Source organism: Rhodopila sp. (assembly GCF_035548235.1).
Classification (GTDB): Bacteria; Pseudomonadota; Alphaproteobacteria; order Acetobacterales; family Acetobacteraceae; genus Rhodopila.
This window is the reverse complement of record NZ_DASZTJ010000055.1, coordinates 1-14,252: the sequence shown is the minus strand read 5'-3', so window position 1 is coordinate 14,252 and position 14,252 is coordinate 1. Positions and strand designations below refer to the sequence as shown.

Annotated in this window: 13 protein-coding genes; 8 read left to right on the top strand and 5 right to left on the bottom strand. The window is 68.6% G+C overall.

Features of this window, described 5'->3' with window-relative positions; genetic code table 11:
• The first annotated feature begins 18 nt into the window (after nucleotides 1-18).
• The 4 genes from VHB27_RS04750 to pstS all read left to right on the top strand — a co-directional run bounded on the left by VHB27_RS04750 (nucleotide 19) and on the right by pstS (nucleotide 4,517).
• Nucleotides 19-390, top strand: a complete 372-nt coding sequence (locus tag VHB27_RS04750) for a hypothetical protein (RefSeq protein ID WP_325597781.1) — start codon at nucleotides 19-21, stop codon at nucleotides 388-390.
• Between the two features lie 180 nt (nucleotides 391-570).
• Entirely contained in the window at nucleotides 571-1,833 is a 1,263-nt protein-coding gene (locus VHB27_RS04745; RefSeq protein ID WP_325597780.1) for a glutamate--tRNA ligase, read from the top strand.
• A gap of 154 nt (nucleotides 1,834-1,987) precedes the next feature.
• Nucleotides 1,988-3,469, top strand: coding sequence for an MFS transporter (locus VHB27_RS04740; protein ID WP_325597779.1), 1,482 nt, complete (start codon nucleotides 1,988-1,990; stop codon nucleotides 3,467-3,469).
• Nucleotides 3,453-4,517, top strand: a complete 1,065-nt coding sequence (gene pstS, locus VHB27_RS04735; protein ID WP_325597778.1) for a phosphate ABC transporter substrate-binding protein PstS — start codon at nucleotides 3,453-3,455, stop codon at nucleotides 4,515-4,517. Before VHB27_RS04740 ends, pstS begins: the two co-directional genes overlap by 17 nt.
• 36 nt (nucleotides 4,518-4,553) lie before the next feature.
• On the opposite strand, the gene VHB27_RS04730 is transcribed toward pstS, so the two are convergent.
• Together VHB27_RS04730 and gorA are read right to left on the bottom strand one after the other, a co-directional pair.
• Nucleotides 4,554-6,041 (bottom strand): carboxypeptidase M32, encoded by a 1,488-nt coding sequence (locus tag VHB27_RS04730; protein ID WP_325597777.1) that lies wholly within the window; start codon nucleotides 6,039-6,041, stop codon nucleotides 4,554-4,556.
• Between the two features lie 138 nt (nucleotides 6,042-6,179).
• On the bottom strand, nucleotides 6,180-7,547 hold the full coding sequence (gene gorA, locus VHB27_RS04725; protein WP_325597776.1) for a glutathione-disulfide reductase: 1,368 nt from the start codon (nucleotides 7,545-7,547) through the stop codon (nucleotides 6,180-6,182).
• Nucleotides 7,548-7,786: 239 nt separating this feature from the next.
• Between gorA and VHB27_RS04720 the strand changes: the two genes are divergently transcribed.
• Nucleotides 7,787-9,094: an MFS transporter gene (locus VHB27_RS04720; protein WP_325597775.1), complete on the top strand. Its 1,308-nt coding sequence runs from the start codon at nucleotides 7,787-7,789 to the stop codon at nucleotides 9,092-9,094.
• A 151-nt stretch (nucleotides 9,095-9,245) separates the two neighbouring features.
• Complete coding sequence (locus tag VHB27_RS04715; protein ID WP_325597774.1) at nucleotides 9,246-10,535, top strand: MFS transporter; 1,290 nt, start codon at nucleotides 9,246-9,248, stop codon at nucleotides 10,533-10,535.
• 75 nt (nucleotides 10,536-10,610) lie between these two features.
• Here VHB27_RS04715 and rpsD read toward each other — a convergent pair whose 3' ends face one another.
• On the bottom strand, nucleotides 10,611-11,225 hold the full coding sequence (gene rpsD / locus VHB27_RS04710) for a 30S ribosomal protein S4 (RefSeq protein ID WP_325597773.1): 615 nt from the start codon (nucleotides 11,223-11,225) through the stop codon (nucleotides 10,611-10,613).
• Between the two features lie 187 nt (nucleotides 11,226-11,412).
• Here rpsD and VHB27_RS04705 point away from each other — a divergent pair, with 187 nt between their 5' ends.
• Together VHB27_RS04705 and VHB27_RS04700 are read left to right on the top strand one after the other, a co-directional pair.
• Entirely contained in the window at nucleotides 11,413-11,613 is a 201-nt protein-coding gene (locus VHB27_RS04705) for a hypothetical protein (RefSeq protein ID WP_325597772.1), read from the top strand.
• A gap of 470 nt (nucleotides 11,614-12,083) precedes the next feature.
• Nucleotides 12,084-12,692 (top strand): hypothetical protein, encoded by a 609-nt coding sequence (locus VHB27_RS04700; protein ID WP_325597771.1) that lies wholly within the window; start codon nucleotides 12,084-12,086, stop codon nucleotides 12,690-12,692.
• Nucleotides 12,693-12,786: 94 nt separating this feature from the next.
• Here VHB27_RS04700 and VHB27_RS04695 read toward each other — a convergent pair whose 3' ends face one another.
• Entirely contained in the window at nucleotides 12,787-13,677 is an 891-nt protein-coding gene (locus VHB27_RS04695; protein ID WP_325597770.1) for a hemolysin family protein, read from the bottom strand.
• Nucleotides 13,674-14,138: an rRNA maturation RNase YbeY gene (gene ybeY / locus VHB27_RS04690; protein WP_325597769.1), complete on the bottom strand. Its 465-nt coding sequence runs from the start codon at nucleotides 14,136-14,138 to the stop codon at nucleotides 13,674-13,676. Before ybeY ends, VHB27_RS04695 begins: the two co-directional genes overlap by 4 nt.
• Nucleotides 14,139-14,252: the final 114 nt, after the last annotated feature.

Here is a 14,252-nt window from a genome sequence, read left to right as displayed (position 1 = left end):
GCGTCGGACGAAGCCGGCCTGAACGACCTGTTCGCCCCGCCGGGCGGCTGGCGCGTGCGCATCCTCGACCTGTCGGCCGACTCCCAGGACAACGTGACCGAGGAGATCGGCGGGTTCGAGACCCTGATGCACGCCAACGCCTTCGCCCGCCGCTATGTCCGCGATTCGGTGGAGAACTGCCGCGCGCCGGGCCTGTCCACCAAGGATGTCCTCAGCGCCTGGTTCGCCTTCGGCGAGGACGCCGTCGTCGCCGACGCCGGCGACGCGGGCTGGAAAAGCGCCAACGAACTGGGCGACTTCGTCGACCACCTCGCGAGCGGCGAGGAACGCGACTGGCGCGCCCTCGACCCAAGGCGGGACGCGGACCGCGCAGATGACGATGAGGAATGAGGCGGGGGCCGCGGTCGCCGGCGCCGTCATGGCGGGCAGCGTCGCGGCAGAGGCGGCGCATGTGCCCGGCGGACGCGGCACCTCCCCCGTCATGGCAGGCGCCGGTGCCGCCGCGTCGCTGACCTTGATCATGCGGCCTTCGCCCGCCATGACCGAGAGGCCGTCAGACCTCCTCCCGATATGACCCGTCTCCGCTTCGTCGTCCCGCCGGCCGGCCCGCTGCATATCGCCGCCGCGCGCGTGGCCCTGGTCAACCACCTGTTCGCGCGCCAGCACGACGGGCGGTTGCTGCTGCGCCTCGACGACTTGGCGGGTCCGGTCCAGCCCGAACCCGTCATGCAGGACCTGGCCTGGATCGGCGTCGCCTGGGACGAGGTCGCGCGCCAGTCCGACCGGCGCGACCGCTATGCCGAGGTCTTCGCCGCGCTGGAACGCGACGGGTTCGTCTACCCGTGTTTCGAATCCGAGGAAGAACTGCGCGCCAAGCAGACCTTCCGCCTGCGCCGCGGCCAGTCGGGGATCTACGACAGGGCCATGCTGCGCCTGACGGACAAGCAGCGCCGCGACGCGGAGGCCGGGGGGAAACGGCCGCACTGGCGCTTCAAGCTCTCCGGCCGGGTGCTGTCCTGGCACGACCTGGTGATGGGTCATCGGGAGGTCACGCTCGCCACCGTCTCCGACCCCGTCGTCATGCAGGCGGACGGGACGCCGACGCCGATCCTGGCCAGCCTGGTCGACGATATCGACCAACAGACGACGCACATCATCCGGGGCGAGGACAGCCCCGGCAACACCGCCATCCAGCTCGAATTGCTGGAGGTGCTGACGGGCCGCTCCGGCGCCGTCCGTTTCGGTCACCTGCCGGCGGAATATGTCCGCTCCCGCAAGAACGGCCGCGGCGTCCCCGTCTCCCTGCGCGGCCTGCGCCAGGACGGGGTGGACCCGGCGGCGCTGGCCTCCTGCCTCGCGCCGCGCGGCCTGCGCCTGGCCGATCTCAGGGATGCCCGCTTCGACATGGACGCCGTCCTCGCCGCCAATCGCGCCGCACTCGGCGACCTGGGCTATGCGGCGGTGGTCGACCGGCTGCCGCCCGGCGCGACCGAGGCGTTCTGGCTCGCCGTGCGCGGCAAGCTGGACCTGCTGAAGGAAGCGCGCGGCTGGTGGGAGGTGGTGGCCGGCACCATCGTCCCGCCGGTGGTGGACGGCGCGCAGGACCTGCTGCGCCTCGCCGCCTCGCTGCTGCCGGCGGAACCGTGGGACCGCGCCGTCTGGGCGCACTGGACGGCGGCGCTGCAAAAGCAGACCGGACTGGCGGCGGAACGGATCGAGACGTCCCTGCGCCTGGCGCTGACCGGGGAGGATCAGGGTCCGGACCTCGCGGACCTGCTACCGCTGATGGGTCGCAGCCGAGCGGTTGCTCGGTTGGAGATCGCTGCCGCGTAGCGGGACAACCGCCGACAACTTGGCACGTTGTCCGACATTAAATCTTCATCGACCGCCGACTGGCGCTGGCCGGATCGGCATGGCACCTCGCCGGCAGTATTGGCCCGCCCGAGCGCCGATGACGGCGGGACGGGCATAGCGGGGGAGAGACAGCATGAGCCTGACCGCCTCGGAACCGGTTCGAGCCGGGAACATCCACCAGAAAACGGTCCAGGACTACATCGATGAGCTGCCCATCTGGTCGGACGGCACCACGCTGAAGTCCTCGCCGATGACGGCGATGCAGTGGCGCATCTGGTCGCTGGCCGCCGCCGGGAAGTTCTTCGAGGGGTTCGTCGTCTTCATGACCGGCGTCGCGCTGCCGCTGATCGTGCGCGAATTCCATATCGGCGCGGCCGAGAAAGGCATCGTCAGCGCCGCCAGCCTGGCCGGCATCCTGGTCGGCGCGGTGCTGCTGGGCGGGTTGTCCGATTATTTCGGGCGCAAGCGGATGTTCATTGCCGAGATGGTCATCTTCTGCGCCTTCCTGGCGCTGCTGATCCTGTGCGAGAACTTCCTGTCCCTGGCGATCTGCCTGTTCGGCCTGGGGATGGCGCTGGGCTGCGACTACCCGACCGCGCACATGATCATCTCCGAGAGCATCCCCAGCGTGGCGCGCGGCAAGCTGGTGCTGGGGGCCTTCGCCTTCCAGGCCGTGGGCGCGCTGGCCGGCACCGGCGTCGGCTGCCTGGTGTTGTCGCTGGTACCGGAACTGGGCGCCTGGCGCTGGATGTTCGCCACCGCGCTGGTTCCCGCCGTGCTGGTCACCGCCGGTCGTTTCTTCATCACCGAAAGCCCCAACTGGCTGTCCGCCCGCGGCGCGCACGAGGAAGCCGAGGTCGCGGTCACCAAGCTGCTGATCCGCACGCCGCAATATCCGACCGAGATCAGCCTGCGGCGCGACGTGGTGGTCGCCAGCCACAGCAAGACGTCCTTCTGGGCGCTGTTCGACCGGCGCAACCTGCGGGCGACGATCTTCGCCTCGGTGCCGTGGTTCCTGCAGGACCTGGGCACATACGGCATCGGCATCTTCACGCCGACCATCCTGGCCGCGGCGCTGGGCGGCGGCGCGGACCACATCCGCAGCGTCAGCGACCTGATCGCCGACGGGATCCTGGCGGCGAAAGGATCGGCGCTGATCACGGTGCTGCTGATCGTCGGCATCGCCTTCGCGGTGATGCTGGCCGACCGGCTGGGCCGCATCAAGCTGCAGATCTTCGGCTTCATCGGCTGCGCGCTGGGGCTGCTGGTCGCGTCGTTCTCGATCGACTTCGAGGGATCGATGAAGATCGCGCTGATCTTCGCCGGCTTCATGCTCTTCAACTTCATGACCAATATCGGGCCGAACGCGCAGACCTACCTGCTGGCCGGCGAGGTCTTCCCGACCGCCGTGCGCGGCATGGGTGCCGGCTTCGCCGCGGCCTTCGCCAAGATCGGCGCCGTCGCCACCGCGTTCCTGTTCCCGATCCTGCTGGTCGCGATCGGCACCCGCGCGCTGCTGTACGGGCTGGTCGTCACCTCGGTCCTGGGGGCGATCGTGACATGGCTGTATCGGATCGAAACGACTGGGGTGAACCTCGATGAGATCGGCCGCTGAGATGCGCAACCTGCTTCGCTGCCTGCCCGTCCTGGGCATCCTGGCCTGCACGCCGGCGATGGCCGCCGACCTGGTCCTGAATGAAACCGGCTCGACGCTCTTGTATCCGCTGTTCCAGCAATGGGTGCCGGCCTATGCGGCGCTGCGGCCCGAGGTGAAGATCAACGCCGCCGGCACCAACTCCGGCGCCGGCATCGCGGCGGCGATCGACGGATCGGTGCAGATCGGCACCTCCGATGCGTACATGTCGGACGAGGACGCCGAACGGAACAAGCAGATCATCAGCGTGCCGCTGGCGATTTCGGCGCAGACGGTGAACTACAACCTGCCGGGGCTGAACGCGAAGCCGCTGAAGCTGGACGGCCCGACGATCGCCGCGATCTATGCCGGCCGCGTCCGGCAATGGGACGATCCGGCGATCGCCGCGCTGAACCCCGGCACGGCGCTGCCGCACGACGCGATCGTGCCGGTGCGGCGCGGCGATGCGTCGGGCGATACGTTCGTCTTTACGCAGTTCCTGGACTTCTCGACCCAGCGCTGGGAGGACGCGATTGGCTACGGCACCACGGTGAAGTGGCCGTCGGTGGACGGCGAGAAGCAGGCGAACGGCAACAAGGGCATGGTCGATACGATCGCCGCGACGCCGTATTCGATCGGCTATGTCGGCATCAGCTTCCGCCCCACGATCGAGGAAGCCCGCCTCGGCACCGCGCTGCTGAAGAACCAGAGCGGCCGGTTCGTCACGCCGACGCCCGAAACGATCAGCGCCGGCGCCTCGGTGCTGGACCCGCGGACGCCGCCCGACGAGCGGCTGAGCCTGGTCTACGCGCCCGGTGAGCGGTCGTATCCGCTGGTGAACTACGAATACGCGATGGTGTCGCTGCACCAGCCCGACGCGGCCAAGGCGGCGGCGCTGCGCAACTTCCTGCTCTGGGCGATCGCCGTGGACGGCGGGAATGCCACGAAGTTCCTCGACGCGGTCGGGTTCATTCCGCTGCCGGACTTCATCCGGGCGATGAGCGAAAAGCAGGTCAACCGGATCCGGTGACCGGGGCCGCCTGGGGGACGCGTTCCCCTCGCGCCCCTACCCCAGGTACCGCCGCGTCAGGTGCGCCTCGAAATCCGCGCTGTCCAGCGGCTTTCCCGTCGCGTGGCGCAGCAGGTCGTTGAACCCGCGCAGCGCGCCCTGGGCATGCACCTTGGGCCGCAGCCAGCCGAACAGCGGGGCGAAATCCCCCTGCGCCAGCGCCTCGTCCAGCCCCGGCGTGTCGCGCCGGGCGGCGGCCATCAACTGGGCGGCGGCCATGGCGCCGAGGGTGTAGCTGGGGAAATAGCCGATCAGCCCGGCGTACCAGTGGATGTCCTGCAGGCAGCCGCGCGCGTCGTCCGGCGGGACGATGCCCAGCCGCTCGCGCATCAGCCCGTTCCACGCTCCCGGCAGGTCCGCGATCGCCAGGTCGCCGGCGATCATCGCCTGCTCCAGCGTGAAGCGCAGCGCGACATGGGCCGGATAGGTCATCTCGTCGGCTTCGACCCGGATGAAGCTGCGCGCGACCTTGCGCCACAGTGACGCGAGGTTGGTCGGCGCCCACACCGCGGCCTCCCCGCCGAATGCCGCGTGCAGCGCCGGCCCCAGCCAGGACAGGAAGGCGTCGGAGCGGCAGGCCTGCATCTCCACGATCAGCGACTGGCTCTCGTGCGCGGCCATCCCGGCGGCGTGGCCGACCGGCTGGCGGCGCCAGGCCGCGGGCAGGCCGGTTTCATAGAGGGCGTGGCCGGTCTCGTGGATCACCGCATAGAGCGCCTGCGCCACGTCCGCCTCGTCATAGCGCGTGGTGATGCGCTGGTCGGTCGGCGTGCCGCCGCTGAACGGATGGGCGGAACTGTCCAGCCGCGCCTGGCGGAAATCCAGCCCCATGCGTTCGGACAGCGACCGGCAGAAGCGGGCCTGCGCCGCCTCGGGGAAATGGCCCTGCACCGGCCGCGGGGCGGGCCTGGCGGCCTGCGCCGCCTCCGCCCGCGGCAGGGCGTCGGCCAGGAACGTGCCGTAGCGGGCGAAGACCGGCGCCACGTCGGCGGCGGTGACGCCGGGCTGGAAGTCGTCCATCAGCGCGTCATAGGGCGACAGGCCCAGCACCGGCGCCAGCGCCTGGGCGGTATCGCGGGTGCGGTCCACGACCTCTCGCAGCAGCGGCGCGACGGCGGCGAAATCCGACTGCTTGCGGGCATCGCGCCAGGCCTGCTCGCACAGCGAGCTGGCCCGCGCCGTCGCCTCCACCAAGGCGGCCGGCAGGGCCACCGCCCGCGTGTGCTCGTGCCGCATCAGCCGGAGGTTGGCGGCCTGCCACGGGTCCGCGGGCGGCGCGGCCTCGGCGTCCGCCAGGTCGTCGGCGGCCGCCGGTTCGACCAGCATGCCGTGCGACAGGCTGGACAGCACCGCCGCCTGGTCCGCCCGGGCGTCGCCTGCGCCGGGGGGCATGATGACCTCGGTGTCCCAGTTCAGGATGCTGGCCGCCTCCCGGATCGTCGCGATGCGGGCAAAACGGGCGGTAAGGCGGTCGTACGCGGTCATCGGCACTCCGGGCTGGTCAGGGTCTTCCTACGCCGTCCGAGCATGCCGGGAAACCGGGGCCGGCCCGCCGGCCGGCAGGACGACCGGCCGGCAGGACGACTGGCCGGCAGGACGACTGGCCGGCAGGACGACTGGCCGTCACTCCGCCGCCTTCGCCATGTCCGTCGTCCGGGTCCGCGTCCGCAGCGTCACGAACTCCTCGGCCGCCGTCGGGTGGATCCCGATCGTCCGGTCGAAATCCGCCTTCGTCGCGCCCATCACCACCGCGATCGCCATGCCCTGGACGATCTCCGGCGCGTCCTCGCCCAGCATGTGCACGCCCAGCACCTTCTGCGTCGCCGCGTCGACCACCAGCTTCATCGTCGTCTTGCGCGCGCGGCCGGTCAGGTTGTGGCGCATCGGCGTGAACCTGGTCAGGTAGATGTCGACCGGCCCCAGCGCGGCGGCCTGTTCCTCGGTCAGCCCCACGGTGCCGATCGGGGGCGTCGAGAACACCGCCGACGGCACGTTGTGCAGCGAGACGCTGCGCGGCCGGTCGCCGAACAGCGTGTCGGCCAGCGCGTGCCCCTCGGCGGTGGCGACGGGCGTCAGGTTCACCCGGTCCGTCACGTCGCCGATCGCGTAGATGTGCGGCACCGTCGTTTCCAGGTGCTCGTTCACCTTGACGGCGTCGCGCGGGTTCGTTTCGACGCCGATCTTCTCAAGCCCCAGCCCCCGGATGTTCGCCTTCCGTCCCGTGGCGAAGAACACGAGGTCGGTCCGCAGCGCCTGCCCGCCGCCGAAGGTCAGGACGCGGGCGTCGCCGTCGGCCTCGACCTTCTCGGGATGGCAGCCGGGGTGGAGGATGATGCCCTGCGCGGCCAGCGCCTCGGCCAGGGCTTCGCGCAGGTCGGAATCGAAGCCGCGCAGCGGCAGCGGCTGGCGGTAGATCAGGTGGACCTCGGCGCCCAGGGCGCGGAAGATGCCGGCGAATTCCACCGCGATATAGCCCGATCCGACGATCGCGACGTGCTTCGGCATCGCCTTCAGGTAAAACGCATCGTCTGAAATGATACCAAGCTCCGCTCCCGGGATCTCCGGCCGTTCGGGATGCCCGCCCGTGGCGATGACGATGCGTTCTGCGGTGACCGTCCGGCCGTTGACCAGGATCGTGTGGGGATCGACGAAGCTCGCCCGCCCGTCGAAGACGGTCGCGCCGGCATTGGCCAGCAGCTTGCGGTAGATCCCCTCCAGCCGGGTGATCTCGCGGTCCTTGGCCGCGATCAGCTTGGCCCAGTCGTGCGGCCCCTTCTCGATCGTCCAGCCGAACCCGGCGGCGTCCTCGGCCCAGGCGCCATATTCGCCGGCCTGCACCAGCAGCTTCTTCGGCACGCAGCCGATATTGACGCAGGTGCCGCCCCAGAACCGCTCCTCGGCCACGCCCACGCGCGCGCCATGGCCCGCCGAGATGCGCGCGCAGCGGACGCCGGCGGAGCCGCCTCCGATAACGAACAGATCGAAATCCATGACAGCCGCTCCTTCATCCGCTCGGCGAACGCACCGAACCGTGTGGTCAATCTGTGGTCAGAGGCGCCGCTTGGCAAGCCGGGGATCGATCCCCGGTATTGCCCGGCCCAACCGATAATTCATTTGACGGGATACTTCATCGCGCGCATCTGGTCTGCGTCGAACGCATAACTCCGTCCGGATTTATCGTTACGATATGACAATGTCAGATATAACAATACATACAGGGAGCCACAACCATGTCCGCCAACGCGCGCGACCCCACCGCCGTCCCTCCCGCCGGGCTGCCGTGGTGGAAAGAACCCACCCGAGACCAATGGAACGCCTATATCGCCGCCTGGCTCGGATGGACCCTCGACGCCTTCGACTTCACCGTCTTCCTGCTGCTGATCGTGCCCATCAGCCAGGAGTTCCACGCACCGCTGACGCTGGTGACGCTGGTCTTCACGCTGACGCTGTGGATGCGCCTGATCGGCGCCGTCGGGTCGGGCTGGATGGCCGACCGGATGGGCCGCAAGGCGCCGCTGATGATCTCCGTCCTCTGGTACTCGATCTGCAACTTCATCGCCGGCTTCTCGCCGACCTTCGTCTTCCTGCTGATCTTCCGCACCATCCTGGGCATCGGCATGGGCGCGGAATGGCCCGCGGGGGCCGCGCTGGCGATGGAGACCTGGCCCGCCCGGTCCCGCGGGCTGATGGCAAGCATCCTGCAAGGGTCATGGGCCCTGGGCTACCTGCTGTCCGCGCTGCTCTACGCCACCGTCTTCGATCACATAGGCTGGCGCGGCATGCTGTGGATCGGCGTCCTGCCAGCGCTCGCCGTCGTCTGGATCCGCATCTACGTGAAAGAGCCGGAGGTCTGGAAAGAGAACCAACGCAAGCAGAAGCAGCAGCAAGCCGAGATGCGCGCCCCGCTGTTCGCCATCTTCCGGCGTGGCCTTATCGGCAACACGCTGAACGCATGCTGGTGGATGGCGTCCGGTTTCATCGTATACTATTCCGTGTTCGGACTGTTCGCCACCTACCTGACGCGCGACCTGCACATGTCGCCGGCCATGGTCGGGCTGCCGCTGATCCTGACCAATGCCGCCACCTTCGTGGCCAGCTTCTTCTGGGGCTGGGTCGCCGACCTGATCGGCCGGCGCTGGGCCATGATCATTCCGGCCCTGATCGGCCTGCTGCTCACGCCGGTCTATCTGCTGACGACCGACTACACGCTGATCTGCGTGGCATTCACCCTGCAGGGTGCGTTCGCCGGGGCGATGTACGGCCAGAACCCGTCCTATCTGTGTGAGCGCTTCCCGACCGAGGTGCGGGCCACCGCCTCGGCCTTCTGCTACCACCAGGGCGCGGTCTTCGCCGGGCTGATCGGACCGGTGATCACCTGGCTGGCGGTCGACGGCGGCATGGGCTTCGCGGAGCCGATGATGATCTTCACCACCGGCGCGCTGATCAGCTTCGTCGCGGCCCTGCTGCTGGGGCCCGAGACCAAGGGCAAACATTTCGAGGCCGACCTGGAGATCCGGCCGCTCGCCCAAACGCATTGAAAGGGGCGCACGGCCGGTGACCGTGCCGGCCGTCCGCTCGCATTTTCCCTTGAAGGCAACCGTGGTTCGGGCAGACTGGCGCCGCGGACGGAAAGACGCCGCGCCGGCTTCGACAAGAAACACGGCGAAACAACGACAGGGAGCCTTCACCATGTCCTATGCACAAGGGGCCCGGCCGGCCCCCTGGTGGCGCGAGCCCACCAAAGACCAATGGTATGCCTTCATCGCCGCCTGGCTGGGTTGGACGCTCGATGCGTTCGACTTCACCGTGTTCCTGTTCCTGCTGGTGCCGATCGCCAAGGAATTCCATGCCGACCTGACGCTTGTGGTGCTGGTCGGATCGCTGACCATGTGGATGCGCTTCATCGGCGCCATGGCGTCGGGCTGGATGGCCGACCGCCTGGGACGGCGCGCCCCGCTGATGATCTCGATCCTCTGGTATTCCCTGTGCAATTTCGCCGCCGGCTTCTCGCCCACCTTCCTGTTCCTGCTGGTGTTCCGCACGCTGCTGGGGATCGGTATGGGGGCGGAATGGCCCGCCGGCGCGGCCCTGGCGACGGAAAGCTGGCCGGTCCGCTCGCGCGGCCTGATGTCGGCGGTGCTGCAAGGCTCCTGGGCGCTGGGCTACCTGCTGGCCGCGATGCTGTACGCCACCCTGTTCGACGTCATCGGCTGGCGCGGGATGCTGTTCATGGGCGTCCTGCCGGCGCTCGCCGTCGTCTGGATCCGCGTCTATGTGAAAGAGCCGGCGGTCTGGGTCGAGAACCGGAAGAAACAGAAGGACGCCAAGGCCGAGGTGAAGATCCCCGTCGCCGCCCTGTTCCACAAGGGCATGGCGCTGAACACCCTGTCCTGCTGCTGGTGGCTGATCAGCGCGTTCACCGTCTATTATTCGATCTTCGGCCTGTTCGCGACCTACCTGACGCGGGAGATGCACCTGACCGCCGCGCAGGTCGGCTGGCCGCTGGCGTTTTCCAACGGGCTGACCTTCATCGCCAGCTTCTTCTGGGGCAGCCTGATCGACCGTCTCGGCCGGCGCTGGGCGATGATCATACCGGCGATCATCGGGGCGGCGATCGCGCCGGTCTACCTGCTGACGCAGGACTACACGACGCTGGCCGTCGCGTTCTCGATCCAAGGTGCCTTCGCCGGCGCGATCTACGGGATCAACCCCACCTATGTGTCGGAGCGGTTCCCGACCGAGGTGCGGGCGACGGCGGGGGCGTTCTGCTATCACGCGGGCGCGGCGGCCGGCGGCTTCGTCCCGCCGATCCTGACCTATTTCGCCGTCGAGCAGCACATGGGATTCGCCGTCCCCATGCTGGTCGGCACGATCGGCGGCCTGGTCAGCTTCGTCGTGACGCTGTTCTTCAGCCCCGAGACGAAAGGCAAGGTGCTGGTGTCCGACCTGCAGGTCGCACCGGCCCGTTCGGTGGTATAGCCCGTTAGAGTGGTGTAGCCCGGTCGGGGAGACCGTCCCGCCGGCCCTTCGGGACCGGCGGGACAGGTCGTCAGGTCAGCGCGAGTAGAACTCGACCACCAGGTTCGGTTCCATCTGCACCGGATACGGCACGTCCGACAGCTTCGGCGCGCGGGCGAAACGGCCCTTCATCGCGCGATGGTCGACTTCCAGGTACTCCGGCACGTCGCGTTCCATGGTCTGCGAGGCGTCCAGCACCACCGCAAGCTGCTTCGACTTCTCCTTCACCTCGATCGTGTCGTTGTCGCGCACGAGGTAGGAGGGGATGTTCACGCGCTTGCCGTTCACCAGGATATGGCCGTGCGAGACGAACTGGCGCGCGGCGAACGGGGTGACGGCGAATTTCAGGCGGTAGCAGACCGCGTCCAGCCGGCGCTCCAAGAGTTCGATCAGGTTCTCGGACGTGTCGCCCTTCCGGCGGACCGCTTCCTCGTAATACTTGCGGAACTGCTTCTCGCTGATGTTGCCGTAATAGCCCTTCAGCTTCTGCTTCGCCATCAACTGGGTGCCGAAATCGGTCGGCTTCTTGCGGCGCTGGCCATGCTGGCCGGGGCCGTATTCCCGCTTGTTGACCGGTGATTTCGGCCGGCCCCACAGGTTGATGCCCAGGCGGCGGTTGATCTTGTACTTGCTCTCGGCGCGCTTGGTCATGTGTGCGCGTTGCCCTTTGCGGTCCGTTGTTGCACCGGTAGGCCCAGCAGCCGCATGCCGCTGGGCGGGCGCGCGCCACGCCAGTTTCCCTGGGGGCTCGTCCACGTTCCCGGCCGTGAAGGCGGGGCGTATAGGCGTGCGGCCCCTCGCTTGTCAAATATTCCTGACCCGTCTACCCACCCGCGCCATGATCGAACGCAGCGACATCATCTGGCTCGGCGTGGCCGCCGGCGTCATGGGATCCCTGATCGGCGGCATGATGCTGGGCATCGGGCTGGACCTGATCGTCAACGGCCAGCCGCTGGGCTGGCTGCTGCTGCTGCCCGGCGCCCCCGCCTCCGCCCTGCCCGGCTACATGCTGGCGCGGAAACTGGCCAGGCGGTTGTAGCGCCCTTCGGCATTACTCTTCCAACCGGGGATCCTGCCGGGGCTGACGATCGTTTCGCACGGAGGCGCGCGCTTCGCGCTCTTCATGGAGACACGGAGGCCGCGGAGGATTCCTGTCGGCGCCGCCGTAACCGCACGGGGCGCCGGTCGCGAGGACGCACCAGGCGATGCCTTTCAGGCGCAAGGCGCATCCGGATGAAGCGCATGGGAATGACGGGCGCGACCACAAGCGTATGGAACCTGCCCCGAAACGAAGAGCCGCAGTCTCCGCGATCTCCGTGTCTCCGTGCGAGAAACCCGTGGCGACGCGCGCGGCGCCGGCCGGGTCGTGGCGGGACCGGCAAGGCAACCGTGGTGATCGCTACTCAGGATTGAGGATTGGGAATCGACCTCAATCGGACCTTGCACGAAAACGCTTGCTATCTTGGTAAATATACCTATACTGGAGGGAACTTACATGGACATACAGCCGTGCGCACGACCGACCTGCCCATCGCCCTCCTTCGGACCGTCCTTGGCCACATCGCCGTCCTTCTGCTGCAAGGCGCGAACGGCAACCACGAGGAAGCGTGGGAAGCCGCCGAGTGTCTGATCCACGGGCATGCTCCCCGGACCGAGGTCGAACTCCACCTCGTCTATCGGATCATCGCCTTCAACCTCCAGGTCGGCCAGGCGCTCGCCCAGGCGGCGCAGCCCGACATGCCGCTGAACCGGGTGCTGCGCCTGCGCAGCGGCGCCGCCACGCTGGCACGGGCGGCCGACAAGGCGGAACGCGCGCTGGAAAAGCTTCGTGCCGCGTCCGGACAGGGCCAGGGGATCGATCAGGGGTCAAAACAGGGGACGCGCGGACCACAGTCGCCGGAGCAGGCCCGGTCTGAGGCCCTCCTGCTCGAACCGGCGCCCTCCGCCGAAAAAGTCGGTGCCCTGCTGCAGGAAAACCAGACCGTCGGCGCCTATGCCAAGGCCCACGGGATCAGCTTCACCGAAGCCCTGCGCCGCCGCGCACGCGACAAGCGCGTCGCCGAACGCGAACGCCAGAAGATCGCACAAGCCCTGGCGGCCACGCCCGCGACCGCCTAGTCGCCGGTCCTCCCTCGTGCCGGATAACGATAACAGTCTGATATATATTGGTTTTTGACTGACGCCCCCCGGCCGCGCCGGGGTGGTCGTCCCCTCAAGCCGCCGCCGACGTCGTGGCAGCATCCTGCGCCCGGCGCACCCGTAGCCGCCGGATCCGCCGTGCATCGGCGTCCAGGACGCGGAACTCCATGCCGGAGGGGTGGCTGATCACCTCGCCGCGTGTCGGCACCCGGCCGGCCAGGGTGAACACCAGGCCGCCCACCGTATCGATATCCGCGTCGCGCTCGTCTTCGGTCAGGATCGGTCCGACTTTTTCCTCGAAATCCTCGATCGGCATCCGAGCGTTCAGGTCCAGCGCCCCGTCGGGGCGTTCGGTGACCATCGGCGCCTCGACGTCGTCATGCTCGTCTGCGATGTCGCCGGTGATCGTCTCGACGATGTCCTCGATCGTCACCAACCCGTCGATGCCGCCATATTCGTCCACCACCAGCGCCAGGTGGACGCGCTGCATCCGCATCTGCAGCAGCAGGTCCATGATCGGCATCTGCGGCGCCACCATCAGCGGCTTGCGCAGGATCGATTCCAGGCTGAACGCCTCCGGCCGGCCCACATAGGCGAACACGTCCTTGATGTGGATCATGCCGATCACGTCGTCCAACTGCTCCCGGTACACCGGCAGGCGGGAGTGGCCGTCGTTGCGGATCTGCTCGATCGCCTGCGCCAGCGTGGAGTCCGCCCGGATCGCCACGATGTCGGCGCGCGGCACCATGATGTCGTCCGCCGTCGTCTCCCGCATCCGCAGCACGTTGGCGATCAGCAGCCGTTCGTGCCGGTCGAGTTCGGGAGGCTCCCCCGACGAATCCTGCGCCTCTGCCGCTTCCTGCACCAGTTCGGCGATCGACTCCCGCAGCGAGTGCTCCGTATGCCGCCGCCCCAGCAGCGCGCCCAGCCGGCTGAGCAGGCTGTTGCCGTTCCGCCCGCTCATGCGCGCTTCCAGGGGTTGGGCACGCGGATGCGGTGCAGGATGCGGGATTCCAGCATCTCCATCCGGCGGGCATCGCCGGGATGCTCGTGGTCCTCGCCCTGCAGGTGCAGCGCGCCGTGTACCACGAGGTGCGCCAGGTGATGCGCCGGCCGGCGGCGCTGCGCCGAGGCTTCCGCGTGCACGACCCCGTGCGCCAGCACGATCTCGGGCGCCGGATCCTCATAGGTCAGGACATTGGTGGGCTTGTTCTTCCCGCGGTGGCGCCAGTTCAGGTCGCGTACCAGGCGGTCGGATGCGAGCACGATCGTCCCCTGCATGCCCACCGCGTGCGCCGCACGCCGAGCGATGCGCTCGGCGCCGGGGATCGTCTTCTGCCAGGCCGGGTCCGCCACGATGACCACGAGAGAAGGGTCCCCTGCGGGGATCTCGGGTCCTGGCGGACGGCTACTCGGAGGTTCCATCGTCAGTGTGATGTTCGGTCGCCCGCGGTCGCTCACGCTCCCGCCGCGCTTCGCCCTTTGCTGCTTCGCGGTGATCATACGCATCAACGATGCGCGCGACCAGGGGATGCCTGA

Bases quoted from the DNA above. Each gene is read 5' to 3' on its own strand.
- VHB27_RS04745 (WP_325597780.1), top strand. From the start codon at position 571: ATGACCCGTCTCCGCTTCGTCGTCCCGCCGGCCGGCCCGCTGCATATC.
- VHB27_RS04740 (WP_325597779.1), top strand. From the start codon at position 1,988: ATGAGCCTGACCGCCTCGGAACCGGTTCGAGCCGGGAACATCCACCAG.
- VHB27_RS04715 (WP_325597774.1), top strand. From the start codon at position 9,246: ATGTCCTATGCACAAGGGGCCCGGCCGGCCCCCTGGTGGCGCGAGCCC.
- VHB27_RS04730 (WP_325597777.1), bottom strand. From the start codon at position 6,041: ATGACCGCGTACGACCGCCTTACCGCCCGTTTTGCCCGCATCGCGACG.
- VHB27_RS04695 (WP_325597770.1), bottom strand. From the start codon at position 13,677: ATGAGCGGGCGGAACGGCAACAGCCTGCTCAGCCGGCTGGGCGCGCTG.
- ybeY (WP_325597769.1), bottom strand. From the start codon at position 14,138: ATGGAACCTCCGAGTAGCCGTCCGCCAGGACCCGAGATCCCCGCAGGG.
- pstS (WP_325597778.1), top strand. From the start codon at position 3,453: ATGAGATCGGCCGCTGAGATGCGCAACCTGCTTCGCTGCCTGCCCGTC.
- gorA (WP_325597776.1), bottom strand. From the start codon at position 7,547: ATGGATTTCGATCTGTTCGTTATCGGAGGCGGCTCCGCCGGCGTCCGC.
- VHB27_RS04705 (WP_325597772.1), top strand. From the start codon at position 11,413: ATGATCGAACGCAGCGACATCATCTGGCTCGGCGTGGCCGCCGGCGTC.
- rpsD (WP_325597773.1), bottom strand. From the start codon at position 11,225: ATGACCAAGCGCGCCGAGAGCAAGTACAAGATCAACCGCCGCCTGGGC.
- VHB27_RS04720 (WP_325597775.1), top strand. From the start codon at position 7,787: ATGTCCGCCAACGCGCGCGACCCCACCGCCGTCCCTCCCGCCGGGCTG.